The 20,641-nt window shown below is 68.5% G+C and carries 7 protein-coding genes and 3 pseudogenes; 3 read left to right on the forward strand and 7 right to left on the reverse strand.

Annotated features, from left to right (window positions below; translation table 11 throughout):
* Positions 1 to 3: 3 nt before the first annotated feature.
* Together AC5Y7D_RS13590 and AC5Y7D_RS13595 are read right to left on the reverse strand one after the other, a co-directional pair.
* Complete coding sequence (locus AC5Y7D_RS13590; protein WP_499924614.1) at positions 4 to 12,456, reverse strand: type I polyketide synthase; 12,453 nt, start codon at positions 12,454 to 12,456, stop codon at positions 4 to 6.
* Between the two features lie 321 nt (positions 12,457 to 12,777).
* A complete protein-coding gene (locus tag AC5Y7D_RS13595) occupies positions 12,778 to 13,128 on the reverse strand; it encodes a hypothetical protein (RefSeq protein WP_499924616.1) in 351 nt (116 codons plus the stop codon).
* 167 nt (positions 13,129 to 13,295) lie between these two features.
* Between AC5Y7D_RS13595 and rbpA the strand changes: the two genes are divergently transcribed.
* Positions 13,296 to 13,631, forward strand: coding sequence for an RNA polymerase-binding protein RbpA (gene rbpA / locus AC5Y7D_RS13600; RefSeq protein ID WP_499924618.1), 336 nt, complete (start codon positions 13,296 to 13,298; stop codon positions 13,629 to 13,631).
* Between the two features lie 38 nt (positions 13,632 to 13,669).
* On the opposite strand, the pseudogene AC5Y7D_RS13605 reads toward rbpA, so the two are convergent.
* The 4 genes and pseudogenes from AC5Y7D_RS13605 to AC5Y7D_RS13620 all read right to left on the reverse strand — a co-directional run.
* A pseudogene (locus tag AC5Y7D_RS13605) lies at positions 13,670 to 14,467 on the reverse strand (polyprenol monophosphomannose synthase); the annotation flags it as partial.
* 113 nt (positions 14,468 to 14,580) lie between these two features.
* Positions 14,581 to 16,263, reverse strand: a pseudogene (gene lnt, locus AC5Y7D_RS13610) (apolipoprotein N-acyltransferase); the annotation flags it as partial.
* 127 nt (positions 16,264 to 16,390) lie between these two features.
* Positions 16,391 to 17,923, reverse strand: coding sequence for an amidohydrolase (locus tag AC5Y7D_RS13615; protein WP_499924815.1), 1,533 nt, complete (start codon positions 17,921 to 17,923; stop codon positions 16,391 to 16,393).
* A 104-nt stretch (positions 17,924 to 18,027) separates the two neighbouring features.
* Positions 18,028 to 18,540 carry an FxsA family protein gene (locus tag AC5Y7D_RS13620; protein WP_499924620.1) on the reverse strand — a complete coding sequence of 171 codons (513 nt, stop codon included), beginning with the start codon at positions 18,538 to 18,540 and terminating at the stop codon, positions 18,028 to 18,030.
* Positions 18,541 to 18,612: 72 nt separating this feature from the next.
* On the opposite strand from AC5Y7D_RS13620, the gene AC5Y7D_RS13625 reads away from it, so the two are divergent.
* Entirely contained in the window at positions 18,613 to 19,305 is a 693-nt protein-coding gene (locus tag AC5Y7D_RS13625; RefSeq protein WP_499924622.1) for a dienelactone hydrolase family protein, read from the forward strand.
* A 1-nt stretch (position 19,306) separates the two neighbouring features.
* Here AC5Y7D_RS13625 and AC5Y7D_RS13630 read toward each other — a convergent pair whose 3' ends face one another.
* Positions 19,307 to 19,687, reverse strand: a complete 381-nt coding sequence (locus AC5Y7D_RS13630) for a PPOX class F420-dependent oxidoreductase (protein ID WP_499924624.1) — start codon at positions 19,685 to 19,687, stop codon at positions 19,307 to 19,309.
* 144 nt (positions 19,688 to 19,831) lie between these two features.
* Between AC5Y7D_RS13630 and AC5Y7D_RS13635 the strand changes: the two are divergent.
* Positions 19,832 to 20,634 (forward strand): annotated as a pseudogene (locus AC5Y7D_RS13635) (SDR family NAD(P)-dependent oxidoreductase).
* The last annotated feature ends 7 nt before the right edge of the window (positions 20,635 to 20,641 follow it).

The raw sequence follows: 20,641 nt of genomic DNA on the forward strand, positions 1-20,641 counted from the left end.
TGTCTACTCGTCGTCGTCCATGAAAGCCGCGTTGACCAGGTCGTCGAGGTCCATGTCCGCGAGGTCCTTGCCGGTCGACGAACCATGCGGCGCTTCTGGTGCACCGTTCCGGTCGCCGTCGGTCTCGTTGGCCAGGGCCAACAGCAGATCCAGCACACCGGCCTGCCGCAACCGCTTCACCGGGATGGAGGCCACGACGCGCCGCAACTCCTCCTCGCCGGGCGCCGCGGCGGGCTGCGCGTGCTTGCGCTCGGCGCCGAGCAGTTCCTGGTGGAAGTAGCCGGCCAGCGCCGCCGAGTTCGGGTAATCGAAAATCAGCGTCGGCGAAAGGCCAAGCCCGGTAGCGGCTTTGAGCCTGTTACGCATCTCCACCGCCGTGAGGGAGTCGAAGCCCAGCTCCTGGAACGCCCGATCGGGATCGATGGCCTCGGGTGTGGTGTTGCCCAGCACGGTGGCGATGTGCGAGCGCACCAGATCCAGCAGCACTGCGTGCTGCTCGTCGTCGTCCAGGCCTTCCAGGCGCTGCAGCAGCGCCGACTTGGATTTCGCGGCGGCCAACGAGTCGTCTACCTGGCGTCGTGCCGGGGCGTTGATCAGGTCGACGAACATCGGCGGCAACGTCCCGGCGTCGAACTTGGCACGCAGTGCTACCAGGTCGATATGGGCGGGCAGAAGGAACGGCTCGTCGAGAACCATTGCGGTATCGAGCAATCCGAGTGCCTCTTCGGAGGCCATCGCTACGATCCCGTCGCGCGCGAACCGGGCCAGGTCGGCCGCACCCAGCGCGCCGGTCATGCTGCTGGCCTGATCCCACAGCCCCCACCCGAGCGATACGGCGGGCAGCCCGTGCTGGTGCCGGTACTGCGCCAGCCCGTCCAGGAAGGAGTTGCCGGCCGCATAGTTGGCCTGACCCGACGCGCCGGCCAGTCCGGCGATCGACGAAAACATGACGAATGCCGACAGTTTCAGGTCGCGGGTCAACTCGTGCAGGTTCCACGCTGCGTCCACTTTGGCTCGCAGTGCCGCGTCGACCCGCTCCGGTGTCAGCGAGGTCACCACCGCATCGTCCAGCGTTCCCGCCGCGTGGATCACCGCCGACAGCGGATACTGCGCCGGGATGTCGGCGAGCACCCTGGCCAGCGCCGCCCGATCGGACGCGTCACAGGCAACCAACCGCACGTCTGCGCCGGCGGCCCTCAACTCCGCGGTCAGTTCGTCGGCCCCCGGTGCGTCCGGACCGCGCCGGCTCACCAGCACCAGGTGACGCGCTTGGTGCCGGTTCACCAGATGTCTGGCCAGCGCCGAGCCGGCCATACCGGTACCCCCGGTGATCAGAACGGTGCCGTCGCCCAGGCCCGAACTCATGGTCATCACGACCTTGCCGACATGGCGCGCCTGGCTGAGGTAGCGCAGCGCTGCCGGCGCCCGGCGCACGTCGAACACCGTCACCGGCAACGGTTTCAGCGTGCCGGCATCGAACAGCGTCGCGAGCTCGCCCAGCATCCGCTGCAGGTGATCGGGTCCGGCTTCGAACAGGTCGAAGGCGCGGTAGCGCACGCCGGCATGCTCTTCGGCGACCTGCGCGGCGTCGCGGATGTCGGTCTTGCCCATCTCCAGGAACACGCCGCCGGGTGCGACCAACCGCAGTGACGCATCGACGAAGTCGCCGGCCAGCGAGTCCAGCACCACATCCACGCCGCGCCCACCGGTAGCAGCGCGGAACCTGTCCTCGAATTCCAGGCTGCGCGAGTCGCCGAGGTGGGCGTCGTCAAAGCCGAGGGCGCGCAGGGTGTCCCACTTGCCCCTGCTGGCGGTGGCGAAGACCTCCACCCCCCAGAGCCGGGCCAACTGAACGGCCGCCATGCCCACGCCGCCCGCGGCCGCGTGCACCAGCAGCCGCTGGCCCGGCCGTACGTCCGCCAGCACCTTCAGTGCGTAATACGCGGTGGCGAAGACCACCGGCGCGGTGGCCGCATCGGCATCCGACCACTCGGCAGGCACCCGGATCAGCAAGCGCTCGTCGGTGACGGCCACGGCTCCGGTGCCTTCCGGGAACAGCCCGGTCACCCGGTCTCCCACCGCGAACAGCCCTGCATCCGAAGCGGTCTCGATCACCGTGCCCGATGCCTCGACACCCATCGCCGCAGCTTCGTCGGGGTAGAGGCCCAGTGCGATCATGACGTCGCGAAAGTTGGCGGCCATGGCACTGGTCGCGATGCGTACCTGGCGCGCGCCGAGCGGGGCATCCGGATCCGCAATGGGCTCCATGCGAAGGTTTTCGAACGTGCCCGCGGTGCTCATGCCCAGGCGCCACGGAACATCGCCCGGAGGCGTCAACAATCCGCGCACCGCGCGGCTGCCGTGCACCCGGGCAATATACGGAGTTCCGTTGCGCAACAAAACTTGCGGCTCACCGACCGCCAGTACGGCCGCCGCCTCCTCGTCGGTGATGGCCACGTCGGTGTCCACCAGCACGATGCGGCCGGGATGCTCGGTCTGGGCCGAACGCACCAAACCCCATACCGCGGCGCCGGCCAGATCCGTGACGCTCTCGCCCGGAGCCGCCATCGCCCCGCGCGTCGACACCAGAAGCACTCCCGCGTCGTGCTCGTTGAGCCATTCCTGGACGACGCCGAGCGCGCGATGGGTCGCGGTGTATACACCGGCCAAGGTGTCACCTGCCGCGGGTTCGGACGCGAACACCCGGTACGGCGGGGTGCCGGAGGTGACTACCGACGGCGCCGGCGACCAGACCACCTCGAAGAGGCGGTCGGCAGCCGATCCTGATAGCGCGGCCTTCAGCTGCTGCTCGGTCACCGGGCGGGCCACCATCGAGGCCACCGACAGCACCGGCAACCCCAGTGTGTCCGTCAGTTCCACCGACACCGACGACGGTCCGGTCGGCGTGATGCGGGCCCGCACGGCCGACGCACCCCCCGCATGCAGGCACACGCCCTGCCAGGCGAAGGGCACCAGCACACCGTCGGTGCGGTCCGCGTCGCCGCCGGCGCCCACGATGAGCGCGTGCAACGCCGCATCGAGCACCACCGGATGCACACCGAATCCGTTGGGCGACAAGCCCGCCGTGTCGGGCAGGGCCACTTCGGCGTACAGGTCGTCGCCGCGCCGCCACATCGCGGTCAGTCCCCGGAAGGCGGGGCCGTAGCCGTACCCGCGCTCGGCCAACCGCTCATAGGTTCCGGTCACGTCCACCGGGCTGGCGCCCGGGGGTGGCCACGTCGACAGGTCGGTGACCGCTTGGGGCGCCGCAGAGCTCAGCGTCCCCTCGGCGTGCAGCTGCCAACCGCTTTCGGCCCGCGAAAACACCGAGACGCCTCGGGAACCGGACTCGTCGGCAGCATCGACGACGACTTGCACGGCAACCGAACCCGATTCGGGCAGGATCAGTGGCGCCGCCAGGGTGAGTTCGTCAACTGTCGAGCAGCCGACCTCGTCCCCCGCGCGGATGGCCAGCTCGACAAAGCCTGCGCCCGGGAAGATCGCGACGCCGCCCACGGCATGGTCTCTCAGCCAGCCGTGCGTCGCGGCGGACAGTCGGCCGGTGAGTACCACGCCGCCCGAGGACGGTAGATCGACGACCGCGCCCAGCAGGGCGTGCTCGCCCGGGCTCAGGCCCAGGCCTTCGGCGTCTACGGCCGGGCTGCCGTTGGACAGCCAGAACCTGCGTCGCTCAAAGGCGTAGGTGGGCAGCTCAACGAAGCTGGCCTGGCCCAGCACCGCCCGCCAGTCCACCGTCGCGCCCGCGACGAAGATCTGCGCCACCGCATTGGTTAGCGCGGTGGGCTCAGGCCGGTCCTTGCGCAGCGCGGAACCGGTGGTGACCACGACGTCGGGCAGTGACTCTTCGATCGAGGCGCTCAGGCCACCGGTCGGGCCGACCTCGAGGAAGCGCGTGGCACCGGCCGAATGCGCGTATCGAATGCTGTCGGCGAACCGCACCGCTTCCCGGACGTGACGCTTCCAGTACGCCGCCGACGCGAAATCGTCGGGGGCAAATTGCCCGGTGAGATTCGAGATGAGCGGAATCGTGGGCTCTGCGGTCGGCAACCCGGCCGCAACAGACCCGAACTCGTCGATCATCGGCTCCATCAGCGGGGAATGGAATGCATGCGACACGGCGAGTTGGTGGACCCGGCGACCGTCGCCGCGCAGTCGCTCGGCCATCGCGATCACGGCATCCTCGGCGCCCGAAATGACCAGCGATGCCGGACCGTTCACCGCGGCGATGCTGACCTCTGGGGTCAGCAGCGGCCGCACCTCCTCTTCGGTGGCCTGCACGGCCACCATCGCACCGCCGGGAGCCAGACGCTGCATGAAACGCCCGCGGGCGGCAACCAGTACCGCGGCGTTCTCCAGCGACAACACTCCGGCGACATGTGCCGCGGACAGCTCACCTACGGAGTGGCCCATCACGAAATCGGGCCGGACGCCACAGGATTCCAGCAGCCGGAACAACGCGACTTCCACCGCAAACAGCGCGGGCTGCGCGAATTCCGTTGTATTGAGCGCGCTTTCGTCGTTGCCCCACATCACCTCGCGCAACGGGCGCAGCAGGTGGCGGTCCAGTTCACCGACGACGGTGTTGAATGCCTCCGCAAAAACCGGGTAGGTCGCATGCAGCCCCATGCCCATGCCCAGCACCTGCGCACCCTGGCCGGGGAATACGAACACGGTTTTCCCGCCCGGCTGGGCGACACCGCGGATGACCGCGCCGAGTTCGTCGTCGGCAAGCTCGGATAATCCGGCCAGCAACTGGTCCCGGTCCCCACCTACCACGACGGCGCGGTGCTGGAACGAAGACCGGCCCGCCAGCGACCAGCCGACATCAGCGGCCCCGAGTTCATCGTGGCGGCCGAGGTATTCGGCCAGCCGGGCCGCCTGGGCACGCAATGCCGGGACAGACTTCGCGGAGAACACCCACGGCAGCACCGCAGGTTTGGGTCGTGAACCTTCGACAGGCGTTGCGACCGGTCCGGATTCGATGATTACGTGCGCATTGGTGCCGCTGATCCCGAAAGACGACACCCCCGCCCGTCGTACCCGCGACTGTTCCGCCGGCCACGGCCGTGGCTCGGTGAGCAGGGCAACCGATCCCGTCGACCAGTCCACGTGCGGGCTCGGCGCGTCCACGTGCAGGGTTGCCGGCAGCGTCTCGTGCCGCATCGCCTGCACCATCTTGATCACGCCGGCGACACCCGCGGCGGCCTGCGTGTGGCCCATGTTCGACTTGATCGACCCGAGCCAGAGCGGCTGGTTCCGACCCTGCCCGTAGGTCGCCAACAAGGCTTGGGCCTCAATCGGATCGCCCAGCATGGTCCCGGTGCCGTGGCCCTCGACGGCATCCACGTCGGCTGCCGACAGGCCCGCATTCGCCAGTGCGGCCCGCACCACTCGCTGTTGGGAGGGGCCGTTGGGTGCGGTCAAGCCATTGGACGCGCCGTCTTGATTGATCGCCGATCCGCGCACCACCGCCAGTACCGGGTGCCCCAGCCGCTGCGCATCCGAAAGACGTTCCACCACCAGCATTCCGCCGCCCTCGGAGAACCCGGTGCCGTCGGCAGCACCGGCGAACGCCTTGCACCGCCCGTCGGCCGACAGTCCCCGCATGCGACTGAACTCGATGAAGATGTCCGGTGTCGCGTTGACGGTGACGCCGCCGGCCAGCGCCAGATCGCACTCGCCCGACCGCAGCGACTGCACCGCCATGTGCAACGCCACCAGCGAGGACGAGCAGGCGGTGTCCACCGAAACGGCGGGGCCCTCCAGCCCCAGCACATAGGACACCCGGCCCGAGGTGACGCTGCACGATTGTCCGGTCAACCGGAAGCCCTCCACGGCGTCGGTGGCAGAGAATCCGTAACCCTGGGTCATGACGCCGGCGAAGACGCCGGTCGCGGTGCCCCGCAACGAACCGGGCTCGATGCCCGCCCGTTCCAGAGCTTCCCAGGACAGCTCGAGGTACATGCGTTGCTGCGGGTCCATCGCCAGCGCCTCGCTGGGCGCGATCCCGAAGAAGGCGGGGTCGAAATCGGCGACACCGTCCACGAAGCCGCCGGTGCGGGTGTAGCAGGTGCCGGCCACATCGGGATCCTGGTTGTACAGACCGCCCAGGTCCCAGCCCCGGTCGGCGGGAAACTCCGACAGTACGTCGCGGCCCTCGATGAGCATGTCCCACAGGTCTTCAGGCGAATCCACCCCGCCGGGGTAGCGGCAGGACATGCCCACGATCGCGATCTGGTCCGCACCGGTGACACGCACGGCCGGAGTGGGCGCGGCTTCCTGCGGCATTCCGGCCAGTTCGGTGCGGATGTAAGTGGCCAACCCGCTCGGCGTCGGGTAGTCGAAGATCAGGGTCGGTGACAGCGAGAGCCCGGTAGCCGACTTCAGCCGGTTCCGCATTTCGACCGCCGTCAACGAGTCAAAGCCCAAGTCCTGGAACGCTTTGTCCGGATCGATGGATTCGGGTGCGACGTTGCCCAGCACGGTGGCGATGTGAGACCTGACCAGATCCAGCAACAATGTGTGTTGTTCGGTTTCCGTGAGCCCCTGCAGCCGGTGCGCCAGAGCCGACTTCGACTTCGCCGCGGCCAGCGACTCGTCCACCTGGCGCCGCGTCGGCGCGTTGACCAGATCACGGAACATGGGCGGCACCGCCACCGCGTGGCCCCGCAACGCCGACAGGTCGATCCGGGCCGGCGCCAGGAACGGCTCGTCGACGATCAGCGCGGTGTCGAACAATTCCAGGGCCTCTTGTGCAGACAGCGCCAGGACGCCTTCCCGGCCCAGCCGGGCCAGATCGGCCTCGTCCAGTCCGCCGGTCATCGCGCTGGCCTGATCCCAGAGCCCCCAGCCCAGCGACATCGCCGGTAACCCGTGCGCCCGGCGATGCGCGGCCAGGCCGTCGAGGAAGCAGTTCGCCGCCGAGTAGTTGGCCTGTCCCGATGAACCCACCAGCCCCGCCATCGACGAAAACATCACGAAGGCGGACAGATTCAGATCGCGGGTCAGCTCATGCAGGTTCCATGCCGCGTCGACCTTGGCCCGCAGCACCGAGTCCACCCGATCGGGTGTCAACGACGTCACCACCGTGTCGTCGAGTACGCCGGCGGCATGGATCACCGCAGAAAGCGGCCGCTGGACCGGAATATCGGCGATCACCTTGGCCAGTGCCGGGCGGTCGGAGGCGTCACACGCCACCACCTGCACCTGCGCGCCGGCCGCCTCGAGGTCGGCCACCAACTCCGCTGCGCCCGGCGCGTCCGGGCCGCGCCGGCTGAGCAGCACCAGGTGCCCAACGCCGTGTTGAGCCACGACATGTCGCGCCAGCGCGGAGCCGGCCATGCCGGTGCCGCCGGTGATCAGCACCGTGCCCCGGCCCAAGCCATTGCCCGGCGTGAAAGGCACCGTCATGACGACCTTGCCGATATGGCGGGCCTGGCTGAGGTAGCGCAGCGCCGCCGGTGCCCGCCGAATGTCGAAGGTCGTCACCGGCAGCGGACGCAGCACGCCCGCGTCGAAGAGCTCGGCGAGGTCCAGCATGTACTGGTGCATGCGCGGACGACCGGGCTCGAACAGGTCGAAGGCGCGGTAGCGCACACCGGGATATTCCTGGGCGATCACGCCGGGGTCGCGGATGTCCGTCTTGCCCATCTCCAGGAACACCCCGCCGGGGGCGACCAAACGCAAAGAGGCGTCGACGAATTCGCCGGCCAGTGAGTCCAGCACGATGTCCATGCCGGCCGCACCGCTCCTGCCGAGGACGGTCCGGAACTTCTCTTCGAAGTCCAGGCTGCGCGAGTCGGAGATGTGGTCGTCGTCAAAGCCCATGGCGCGCAGGGTGTCCCATTTGCCTTTGCTGGCGGTGCCGAACACCTCCAGACCCAGGTGCCGGGCCAGCTGGGTGGCCGCCATACCCACCCCACCGGCAGCGGCATGGATCAAGACGCGTTGTCCCGGCCTGGCGGCCGCCAGGTCGATGAAGGCAAACCACGCGGTGGTGAAGACCGCGGAGATGGCGGCCGCCTCGGCATAGGACCAGTCCGACGGCATCGGCAGCAGCAGCCGGACATCACCGGGGACCAGGGTGCCGCTGGTGTCGGGGAAGAACCCGTACACCGAATCACCGACCGCGAATTCAGTGACTCCCGGGCCGACCTCGACAACCACTCCGGCGCCTTCGCCACCCAGCAGAGCCTCGTGGGTGAACATGCCCAGCGTGATCATGATGTCGCGGAAGTTGGCCGCAATCGCGTGCAGCGCAACCCGGACATAACCGGGCTCCAGCGGCGCATCGGCATTGGGCACCGGCTCGAGGCGCAGGTTCTCGAAGGTTCCCGCGCTGCTCAGACCCAGCCGCCACGGCACGTCGCCGGGCGGTTCCAGGATGTGGTCCACCGCCCGCGAGCCACGCACCCGTGGTGTGTAGACCTGTCCGGCACGCAGCAGCACCTGCGGCTCCCCCACCGCGAACGCCGCGGCCAGTGCCGAATCATCCAGCGCCACATCAGAATCGATCAGCAGCAGGCGGTTGGGGTGCTCGGTTTGCGCTGTGCGTACCAGACCCCACACCGCCGCACCGGCCAGATCGGTGACGTCCTCACCCGGCAGCCCCACTGCGCCCCGGGTCCGCACCACCAACACGCCGGAGTCCTCACCGGTCAGCCACGACTGCACGGCGGCCAGCGCGATGTGCGTACGCTCGTAGCTTGCCGTCACCGGATCGTCGTCGGTGGATGCGGATTCGAAGATCTGATAAGCCGGCGTGGCACCGCCGGAGGACGTCGCCGGCGTCCAGACGAGTTCGAACAACCGGTCTGGCCCCGAGCCGGAAAGCGCCGCCCGCAACCGCTGCTCGTTCACCGGTCGCGCCACCATGGCCGTCACCGAGAGCACGGGCAGTCCGAGGCCGTCGGCCAGTTCCACGGAGACCGCGGAGGTGCCTGCCGGGGCGATGCGCGCCCGCACCGCCGACGCGCCCGCGGCATGCAGCGTCACGCCTTGCCACGAGAACGGCAGCACCAGCTCGGCCGCCGGGTTGGCCAAAACCGCGGCGTGCAGAGCGGCGTCGAGCAGCGCGGGATGCATCCCGTACGCCGCCGAACCGCCCGCCGGCTCCGGCAGCGCCACCTCGGCGAACAGCTCCTGACCACGCGACCACAACGCGGTCAACCCGCGGAACGCCGGACCGTATCCGTAGCCGTGCTCGGCCAGCCGCTCGTAGCCGCCGGCCAGATCGACCGCGACGGCACCCGGCGGCGGCCACACGGACAGGTCCGCGGCCGGCTCGACGTTTCCGGAACGCAACGTTCCCTCGGCGTGACACACCCAGACCGAACCTGCGTCGACGTCGGCGTGGGAGTAGATCGAGACACTGCGCTGACCGGTCTCGGCCACGGCGGTACCCACGATCACCTGTATCGCAACGGATCTCGCGGCCGGGATCACCAGGGGCGACCGCAGTGTCAACTCGTCGACCACCGAACAGCCGACTTCGTCGCCGGCGCGGATTGCCAATTCCACGAAGCCGGTGCCCGGGAACACCACCATCCCGGAGACGGCATGATCGGCCAGCCAACCTTGCGCACTAGGGGACAGCCGGCCGGTCAGGACGACGCCACCGGAGTCGGGTAATTCCACCACCGCCCGCAACAGCGGATGCTCGCTGGAACCCAGGCCCAGACCGGAGGCGTCGGCACCCATGCCCTCGCCGGAAAGCCAGAACCGGCGCTTGTCGAAGGCATAGGTCGGCAACTCGACGAACCCTGCACCGTCGAGCACACCACGCCAGTGCACGGGCACCCCGGCGACGAAGGCGGTGGCGGCCGAGGACAGGAATCGCTGCAGCCCACCGTCTTCGCGGCCCAGGGTGGGAACAACGACGGGTTCGCTGTCGCCGGTGCGGCAGTCGTTGAGGGTGCCCTCGATGCCGGCGATCAGTGCCGGGTGTGGACTGGATTCGATGAACACCCGGTATCCGTGTTCGCCGGCACTGCGGACCGCCTCGTCGAGCCGCACGGTCTGGCGGATGTTGCGATACCAGTACTCGGCGTCCAAACCTGCGGTATCCAAACGACTTCCGGTCACCGTCGAGAAGAAGGCGATCCGCGAAGACGCCGGCTCGATGCCGGCCAGCACCTCGGTCAGTTCGCTACGGATCGCCTCGACCTCGGCCGAGTGCGATGCGTAGTCGACGTCGATCCGGCGAACGCGTAGCTCCCGCTCCACGCAGACCGCAGTGAGCTCGTCGAGAGCCGCCACTTCACCGGACACCACGACCGCCGACGGGCCGTTGACGGCGGCGATGTCAAGCCGATCGCCGTACGGCGCCATCAGCTCTCGCGCCTGCTCGACACCGCAGCCGATCGACAGCATGCCGCCAGGCCCGGCCAGCCCGGTCAGCAGTTTGCTGCGCAGCGTGACTACTTTGGCGGCATCGCGCAAGGACAGTGCTCCGGCGACATACGCCGCGGCGATCTCGCCCTGGGAGTGGCCGATGACGGCGTCCGGGCGCACGCCGACCGACCGCCACAGCTCGGCCAGCGACACCATCATCGCGAACAGCACGGGTTGCACGACGTCCACGCGCTCCAGCCCCGGAGCGCCGGGCGCACCACGAAGCACGTCGATCAGCGACCAGTCGACGAATTCGGCGAACGCCTCGGCGCACGCCTCGATCTGCTGGGCGAATATCGGTGCCGTGTCAAGCAATTCGAGAGCCATGCCGGCCCATTGGGAGCCCTGGCCGGGGAAGACGAAGACGTTCTTGCCGGTGGGCCGGGCGACACCACCGATGACATCACCGGGCGCGTCGTTGGCCAGGTCGGCCAATCCGGCCAGCAGCCTGTCGCGGTCGCCGCCCACGATGACGGCCCGGTGCTCGAACGAGGTGCGGCCCGCCAGAGACCAGGCGACATCGGCGATGTCCACTTCGTCATGCGCACCGAGGTATTCGGCCAATCGCGCCGCCTGTGCCGTCAACGCCCGGGCCGACTTGGCCGAGATCATCCACGGCACCGCCGGGCGGCGCGGGCCGGCCGCTCGGGGCGTTGGGGCCGGCGCCGATTCGATGATCACGTGCGCGTTGGTGCCGCTGATACCGAATGACGACACCGCCGCGCGGCGGGCACGGTCAGCCTCGGCCTTCCACGGCTGCGCCTGGGCCAACAACTCCACCGACCCCGCCGACCAATTCACGTGGGGGGACGGCATATCCACGTGCAGGGTCGCCGGCAACAATTCGTGGCGCATGGCCTGCACCATCTTGATCACGCCGGCGACGCCGGCGGCGGCCTGCGTGTGGCCCATGTTCGACTTGATCGACCCCAGCCAAAGCGGTTGTCTGCCAACTTCGGCGCGTCCCTGCCCGTAGGTCGCTAGCAGCGCCTGGGCTTCGATCGGGTCACCGAGCGTGGTGCCGGTGCCATGGCCCTCGACCACATCCACATCGGTGGTCGACAGGCCCGCGTTGGCCAGCGCCGCCCGCACCACCCGTTGCTGGGAGGGGCCGTTCGGGGCGGTTAAGCCGTTGGAGGCGCCGTCCTGGTTGACCGCCGTACCCCGAACGACGGCAAGCACCGGGTGCCCCAATCGCTGCGCATCCGACAGCCGTTCCACCACCAGCACGGCGCCGCCCTCAGACCAGCCCACTCCGTCGGCGGCGTTTGCGTACGCCTTGCACCGGCCGTCCGGAGCAAGGCCCCGATGCCGGCTGAACTCGACGAACACCGTGGGGGTGGCGTTGACGGTCGCACCGCCGGCCAGCGCCAGGTCGCACTCTCCCGACCGCAGCGACTGCACCGCCATGTGCAGCGCGACCAGCGACGACGAGCACGCGGTATCAACCGACACAGCGGGACCTTCCAGTCCCAGGACATACGACACCCGTCCGGAGGCGACGCTGGAGGTCATACCGGTAAGCCGGTAGCCCTCGATCTCCTCAGCAAACATCCCGTAGCCCTGCGCGATGATCCCGGCAAACACGCCGGTGGCACTTCCCCGCAGCCCGCCCGGATCGATTCCGGCACGCTCCAGCGCTTCCCACGACAGCTCGAGCAGCATCCGGTGCTGGGGGTCCATCGCCAGTGCTTCGCTGGGCGCAATGCCGAAGAAGGCGGCGTCGAAGTCGGCAACGCCGTCCACAAAGCCGCCCGTGTTTGCGTACGTTTTGTGTTGCGCGTCCGGGTCGGGATCGAACAGATCGCCCACGTCCCACCCGCGATCGGTGGGGAACTCCGCGATCACGTCGCGGCCGTCGGCAACCATCTGCCACAGGCTGTCCGGAGAGTCGACGCCACCCGGGAACCGGCACGACATGCCGACGATGGCGATCGGTTCGCTGGTGCGCTCGAGCAGCGCACGGTTGGTCTTCTTCAGGCGTTCGACCTGGACCAGCGCTTTCCGCAATGCCTCAGTCGCATGCTGGAGCTGATCACTCATTACAAACCCCTCGCCTAATTCGGTCGTCTCTGACCCGCCGGATGCGGCTCTCGCCGAGTCATGAAAATTGCTGCGCGAAGCGACCGCCCGGTGCAGCGTTTCGACCCAAGAATCTCGCTGGTGAGTATCGCCAACTCCGGCCGGATTTCAAAAACGTTGGATACTCCCAGCTACCGGTGGGACGGTTAGGCACCCGAGAGCCTGCGCCGTCCGGGACGGGCCGAAGGCACCCCGCGCGCCCCGTGACTCCCTTGTACACCTGGCCCGCCCTCCATGGCGCGACTGTACCGGTCCCGGCGGTGTGGGCGCGCCGGGCGCGGGTCAAACACCCACGCGACGCCAGCCGTCGGCGGCCCTCGCCGCGCGCAGCAGCTGGTCACACAGTTCCCGCAGCTCGGTGGCCGCCGCGCCTTCATCCAAGGCGGTGACGACGTCCTCGGCGGCACATCGGACCTGATAGACGCGGTCGGACAGGTCGGCGGCCTCCTCGGCTGACAACACCACCGCGTCGGCGGGCAGGGCGGCCACGTCGCCCCTGGAAATCATCGCCCGCTGTTCGTAGGCCCGCTGCCGGCATGACTGCCGGCAGTACTGGCGGCGACGGCCCATTCCAACATCGGTCACGTCACGACCGCACCAGCGGCACGGCTGGGGCCGGATCCGACGACTCACGCCTGCCGACTTTAGTCGGATAGCGGCCGCGATCCCGGTATCATGGACAATCGCGTCGCACACAGAGATGCCCGACCGGGAACTAGTGCAGGCGGTCTTAACGTTTGCTTAGACAGATGCGAAATACGGGGCAGCAACAGCTCGCCGGAACCTAAGGAGCAGTACCAATGGCTGATCGTGTTCTACGAGGCAGTCGCCTCGGAGCCGTGAGCTATGAGACCGACCGCAACCATGACCTGGCACCGCGCCAAATCGCCCGGTACCGCACCGAGAACGGCGAGGAATTCGAGGTCCCGTTCGCGGACGACGCCGAGATCCCCGGTACCTGGCTGTGTCGCAACGGCATGGAAGGCACCCTGATCGAGGGTGACCTGCCCGAGCCGAAGAAGGTCAAGCCGCCGCGTACGCACTGGGACATGCTGCTGGAGCGCCGCTCGGTCGAGGAGCTGGAAGAGCTGCTCAAGGAGCGTCTGGAACTGATCCGGTCCCGCCGCCGCAGCTGACGACGCCAACCGCGGCTCGGCGGGGGATTGCCCGTCGCTTACCGGTGAGTGCTTTTCGACCGGGTCCGGTTGCGCCTGCCCTCGATTCCCCACTGGGCGACCTTGACCAGGGCCTCGCGAATGTTGGAGCCGCTCATCTTCGACACCCCGATCTCTCGCTCGGTGAAGGTGATCGGCACCTCGGCGACCACGAATCCGGTGTTCACCGTGCGCCACGTCATCTCGATCTGGAAGCAGTATCCCTTGGAGTCGACGCTGGCCAGCTCGATGGTCTCCAACACTTCGCGACGATAGGCGCGATAGCCGGCGGTGATGTCGTGCACCGCGACACCGAGAGCCAACCGCGAGTACGTGTTGGCGGTCCACGACAGGGCCCACCGGCGCCACGGCCAGTTCCGTACGGTGCCGCCGTGGACGTAGCGGGAGCCGATCGCAAGGTCCGCCCCGGCATCGACAGCCTCCAACAGCCGGTGGAGCTGCTCGGGCGCGTGGCTGCCGTCGGCATCCATTTCGACCAGGACCGCATAGCAGCGGCTCAGTCCCCAGGCGAAACCTTCCAGATAGGCCGCACCCAGGCCGTTCTTGACGGTCCGGTGCAGCACGTGAGTGCGATCGGGATCGGCCGCGGCCAACTCGTCCGCAAGCCGGCCGGTGCCGTCGGGACTGTTGTCGTCGACGATGAGGAGGTGAACGTCCGGGCAGGCGTCCGTGACGCGCCGGTGGATCAGGGGTAGGTTCTCCCGCTCGTTGTAGGTGGGGATGATCACCAGGACGCGCGGGCTGGGACCGTTACCCCCAACGTGGGGCACAGGCTGGCCGGTGGTCATGTAGCTCCTTCATTTCGCCCGATAAACGTTCGTTCGCCTTCGTCGGACGGCTTGTCGTCAGCAGGTTCAACGAGTGCCGTCTCTGATTCGTTCGCAGCTTCCACGTCGTCCGTTTCAGCTGACGGCGTATCGGAATCATCGAGTTCGTCCGCCGGCCCCGACCCCGTCCGCAACCGAGGGCGCCTCGGACGTGGGAACCAGCCGGAGAAAGAACTATTGTGCCGTATCGCGAAGACGATCACCGCGCCAGCCGCCCCGACCAGGACCCACTGCAGGATGGGCGCCCAGCGGGTGGCCGGCGTCAGCCCGGTTTTGAGGCGTACCTGGGTGTCGATGTAGTCGGGAACGAAGAAGTCGGTGCGCTTCAGCTCGGCGCCGTCCGGCGCGATCACGGCGCTGATCCCGGTGGTGCCGGCCACCAGCACGTAGCGGTCGTGCTCGACGGCGCGCACCTTGGCGAAAGCCAGCTGTTGCTCGCTCATCGTTCTGGTGAAGGTGGCGTTGTTGCTGGGCACGGTCAGTATCTGCGCGCCGTTGAGCACGGACTTGCGCGGCGCGCGATCGAAGACCACTTCCCAGCAGGTGGCAACCCCGACCGGCACGCCGGCCATGCGTACCACCCCGCTACCGGGAACCGGGACGAAGTAGCCGGCGCGGTCGGCGTACCCGGAGAGATGCCGAAACAGCCACCGCATCGGCAGGTACTCGCCGAACGGCTGGACGATGGCCTTGTCGTGCCGGTCGGCGGGCCCGCGCCCGGGATTCCAGACGATCATGGTGTTGGTGTATTCCGGGTTGTCCTCCATGCGACCCGGCACCATGAGCAGCGTCCCGACGAGAATCGGCGCGCCGATCGCGTCGGCGGCCTTGGAGATCTCCTGGCCGGCGTCGGCGTTGGCGAACGGGTCGATGTCCGAGGAGTTCTCCGGCCAGATGACGAACCGGGGCTGCGGAGCCAGGCCGGAGCGGACGTCTTCGGCCAGTCGCAGCGTCTGGCTGACGTGATTGTCCAGCACCGCGCGGCGCTGTGCGTTGAAATCGAGGCCGAGACGGGGAACGTTGCCCTGGACTACCGCAACGGTGACGGGCGGCTCGCCGCCCGAACCGGCCCCCGCGTGCCGCACCTGGGGCCAGACTAGGACGGCGGCCAGCAACACCAGGCAGATGGCGATGCCGGGCAAGAACACGGCCGGCGGTTTGGCTGCCCGTTCGGTTGCACCGGTTCGGAACCACTTCTCGATCTCCAGCGCGATCGCCGCCACGCCGGCTCCCACCAGTACCACCGACGACGACAGCAGCGGCACGCCGCCGAGCTGCGCCAACGGCAGCAGCGGGCCCGCGGTTTGACCGAAGGCCACCGATCCCCAGGGGAATCCGCCGAACGGAAAGATCGACTTGAACCACTCCTGGGCGCCCCAGAGCACAGCGAACCAGATCGGCCATCCGGGCACCCGCCGCACCACCACGGCACACAGCCCGAACACGCCCGGGAAACACGCGGACCCCGTCGCCAGTACCAGCCAGGGCATATCTCCCACCAGCGTGCTGATCCAGGGCAACAACGGCACGTAGAACGCGGCACCGAACACGAACCCGTAGCCCAGCCCACCGGCCGGTGTGGTCGAAGGATGCATCAGCACCCAGGTCAGCAGCGCGATTGCGACGACGGCGGCCCACCACCAGTTCAGCGGCGGGAAGCTGGTGTACATCAGGGCGCCGCCGACCAGGCTGAGGCTGAGCCGTGCCAGCCGCGGTCGCAGCAGGGCGGGGGTCCGCGTGAGGCCTCGACGGAGCCGCCGGCCCAGCCGGACAAGCGCACCCGGTCGATTAATCGGCAACTCTTCGTTGTCTGTCGCCGGCGAATCGCTCGAGGTTTGCTGTGAGCCGGTTTCAGCTGATTTTGTCGGCTCCGGGTGCGCGGGGTCGCTCTCGCTAGCCATAGATGACCGCACCCCGGTGCACGGTACGGCGGCACTGCGGCAACGCGGCGTCATCGTCGAGCCGTGGCAGCGCCGGAACCCGGGAACGGGGGTCGGTCGACCAGCGCTGAACGGCATCGCGAGGTGCGCTGACGTCGAGCGCACCGGCGTCCCACACCGCGTAAGAGGCGGGCGCACCGGGAACCAGGGTGCCGGAGCTACCGTCGCGGACGCCGCCGGCCCGCCAGCCTCCGCGCGTTGCGGCAGCGAACGCGGCCCGCGCCGACACCCCGCTGCCAGGTGTGCGGTGCTCGATCGCGGCGCGCACCGTGGCCCACGGCTGGAAGTCGGTCACCGGCGCGTCAGAACCAAAGGCGAGGGGCACGCCTTGGGATGCTAACAGCGCAAGAGGGTTGAGCCGGCCACCTCGGTTCGGCCCCAGTCGCTGCGCGTACATCCCGTCGTCACCGCCCCACCGGGCGTCGAAATTGGGCTGCACACTGCCGATGACACCCCATGTTCCCAGCTTGGCGGCCTGTTCTGCCGTGACCATCTCCAGGTGCTCCAACCGGTGGCCACAGCGTGCGACGGCAGTCACACCGAGCTGGTCCACAACCCGTTCCAGGGCATCGACCACCGCCGACACCGCGGCATCGCCGATGACGTGGAATCCGGCGGTCACCTCGGCCTCGGTGCACGCCCGGAGGTGCGCTTCGATGACGGCGGGGTCGAGATGGCGGGTGCCGGTACAGCCGGGCGCATCGGCATACGGCTCGCGCAGCCAGGCGGTGCGCGATCCCAACGCGCCGTCGACGAACAGGTCACCGGCCAGGCCGCGAGCACCGGTCTGCGCAATCAGGTCACGCGCCTGCTCCGCTGTGGTCACCGCCTCGCCCCAGTACCCGATCACCTCGACGCCGTGGTCGAGGGTGCGCAGCGCCAACCAGTCGTCGAGCCCGCCGATCTGCGGTCCGGCACACTCGTGCACCGCAACGATGCCCGACGCGGCCAGCGCCCGCAGCGCCGCAACGCGCGCCTCGGCGAGTTGATCCTCGGTCAGCAGACCGCGGGCCACCGCGCGCACCCGGTGGTGCGCGTCGCCGGTCAGCGGCCGCTCGGCGGCGTACCCCGCCGCCTGGGCAAGATCGGGTACCAGCCGTCGCAAGCCGGAGGAGGCCAGCGCGGAGTGCACGTCGACTCGGGCCAGGTAGGCCGGCCGGTCGCCCAGGACGCGGTCCAGGTCCCCGGTCCCGGGCGGGGCGTTCTCGGGCCACGTGGACTCGTCCCAACCGTGTCCCCACAGAGGCCGGTGCGGGTGAGCCGCCGCGTAGTCGGCGACCATCTGCAAGAACTGCGCCCGCGAACCGGCCGCTCGCAGATCCAGCCCGCTGAGGGCCAAGCCGGTGGCGCTCAGATGGATGTGGCTGTCGACGAATCCCGGTGCCACGAAGGCACCGTCGAGATCCTGCACATCGGCGTCCGGGAATTGGCTGCGACCCACCTCATCGCTGCCCAGCCAGGCGATGACGTCACCGCGCACCGCCATGGCCGTGGCGTCGGGATGGCTGGGACTGTGTACCCGGCCGTTGACGACCAAAGTGATAGGAGTCACGGCAAAACCCTAGATGGCGGGTAAGCAAGCGGAACCGTTTATGCGGGCGGCTCGTATGGGATGGGGGCGCGGGTCAGAGTCGGTGGGTCGCCATCGATGACGTCGATGACCTCGCCGTCGATGTAGTCGCGGCGTTCGCGCGGGCGGCGATCGGCCAGGCCGGCGGATTGCGCGCCAGCCAGGGGGACGCGTCGGAGGAATCCGCGGACCGCGACGGCGGTGAGGCCGGGACGGGCGGCGGCGCGGATCGGCGGCACCAACAGCAACAGACCCAGCACGGTGGTGGCCACACCGGGAATCACGACCAGTCCGGTGGCCAGCGCGGTCAGCGCGCCGTCGCTCAGCGCGTTGCGCGGTTCCTGCATGCCGGATCTCAGCTGCATGAATTGCCTGGTGAGCTGCAGCCCACCCATCGGGGCACCCAGGCCCAGTCCCAGGACAAGAGTGCCCAGCAGGACCACTCCTGTCCAGCCGACGCCGATAGCCGCCGCCAGCCCGACCGTCACCATGAGCTCGACGACGGCGTAGATGAGAAACAGCCGTCCAACCATGTGAGGCCAACGTACGCACCGCACGCCGGAGTTCCGCGAACGGTGTCACCTCGGCTGCAGTTAGATGACGCTATGACGACGATTGAGATCGACACCCCCGCGGGACGGATCGATGCGCTGCTGAATATGCCGTCCGGACAGGGCCCTTGGCCCGGTGTGGTGATAGTGCACGACGCGATCGGCTACGCCCCGGACAACCAGGCTGTGTCCGAGCGCGTCGCCCGAGCGGGCTACGTGGCGCTTACCCCGAACCTGTATGCGCGGGGCGGCCGGGCCCGGTGCATCACCCGCGTGATGCGCGACGTGCTCACCAAACACGGGCCCGCCATCGATGACGTGTTGGCGGCCCGGGAGCATCTGCTGGGGATGCCCGAGTGTTCGGGGCGGGTCGGCATCGCCGGCTTCTGCATGGGCGGACAGTTCGCACTGGTGCTGTCGCCCAAGGGGTTTGGGGCCTCCGCCCCGTTCTACGGCACCCCGCTGCCGCGCAAGCTCAGTGAGACGTTGGACGGTGCGTGCCCGATCGTGGCCAGCTTCGGCAATCGTGACCCGCTGGGGATCGGCGCGGCCAACCGACTGCGCAAGGTGACCACGGCCAAGAACATCACCGCCGATATCAAGTCCTATCCGGGTGCCGGGCACAGCTTCGCCAACCAGCTTCCCCGCCAGCCGCTGTTACGCGTAACCGGGTTCGGCTATGACGAGGCCGCCACCGAGGACGCCTGGCGCCGGGTGTTCGCGTTCTTCGGCGAGCACCTGAAATGAATCAGGCCACGCGGAGCTCGAGTCCGACGTTGTTCTCCATGCCGCCGCGCAGCCTGCTGAACAGGTTGAAGACCTTGCCGATAACGCCGTAGCGCTTGCCGATCGCGTCGTAGACAACCTTCGTCTGCGATTGGTCGAGGATGGCCGCGGTGCCGTCGACGGGATCGCTTTTCGGGCGACCGCGCATGTCGCAGATAGCCAGTTGTACGCGCGGCGTGTTGCGGATCCGCTTGACCTTCCACGACTTTCCCTCGGTGATGACCAGGAGGCGGTCATCGTCGACCGCGGCCCAGACGGGGACCGGCTTGGGCCGCCCGTCTTTGGTGAACGTGGTGAGCAGGATGTATTTCGCGTTGGCCAGGTCGGCGAAGGTGGGGGTCACGATGCCAACCTACCCGGCCTTGAGGTGCCGAGCAGTCGCAAAATCGCACTCCGGAGGCCGTCAGCAGGTGATTTTGCGACTGCTCGCGGCGCCGGGATGCCAGCCGTTGGGGGCACAATCGCAGGGTGACGAAGGAGTCTCCAAATGGATCTGGGGTTTGCGGGATCGACCGCGGTGGTCACGGGCGGCAGTAAGGGCATGGGTCTGGCTATTGCCGAGACGCTGGCGGCCGAGGGGCCAGCGTGGCCGTGATGGCCCGCGGTCAGCAGGCGTTGGATGCTGCCGTGGGTTTGCTGCGCTCGGCGGGTGCGCCGGACGCCGTGGGGATCAGTGTGGACATGGCCGATGCCGCGTCAATCGCCGCCGGCTTCGACCAGATTGCCGACCGCTGGCGCCAACTCAACTGCGTGGTGCACACCATCGGACCCGGCGACGGCTATTTCGAGCAGATGGACGACGCGGATTGGGACGCGGCGTTCGCACTCGGGACGATGTCGGCGGTGCGATCGATCCGCGCCGCTCTGCCGTTGCTGCGGTCTGCGGACTGGGCCCGCATCGTCACCCTGGCAGCGCACTCCATTCAGCGGCAGAGTCCGCGCCTGGTGGCCTACACCGCATCCAAGGCTGCGCTGGCCAGTATCACCAAGAATTTGTCCAAAAGCCTTGCCAGGGAAGGCATTCTGGTCAACTGCGTGTGCCCCGGAACGATCGTGACGGCCAGCTTCACGGACAACCTCAAGGACATCCTGGCCGCCGACGGTCTGGACGCCACCAACCCGTGGGACGTGATGGCCTGGATCGACAAGAACTTTCACCACCCGTGCGACCTCGGTCGTGCGGGGCTGCCCGAGGAGATCGCCTCGATCACCGCGTATCTGGCGTCTCGGCGCAACGGGTATGTCACGGGTGCGACGGTGAACGTCGACGGCGGCTCCGATTTCGTGTGAGGCGTCC

The organism is Mycobacterium sp. NGS49 (assembly GCF_059812565.1).

What these genes read in the sequence shown, in the direction of transcription:
- AC5Y7D_RS13625 (WP_499924622.1), top strand. Translation starts at nt 18,613, where the DNA reads ATGACGACGATTGAGATCGACACCCCCGCGGGACGGATCGATGCGCTG.
- rbpA (WP_499924618.1), top strand. Translation starts at nt 13,296, where the DNA reads ATGGCTGATCGTGTTCTACGAGGCAGTCGCCTCGGAGCCGTGAGCTAT.
- AC5Y7D_RS13590 (WP_499924614.1), bottom strand. Translation starts at nt 12,456, where the DNA reads ATGAGTGATCAGCTCCAGCATGCGACTGAGGCATTGCGGAAAGCGCTG.
- AC5Y7D_RS13620 (WP_499924620.1), bottom strand. Translation starts at nt 18,540, where the DNA reads ATGGTTGGACGGCTGTTTCTCATCTACGCCGTCGTCGAGCTCATGGTG.
- AC5Y7D_RS13615 (WP_499924815.1), bottom strand. Translation starts at nt 17,923, where the DNA reads ATGGCGGTGCGCGGTGACGTCATCGCCTGGCTGGGCAGCGATGAGGTG.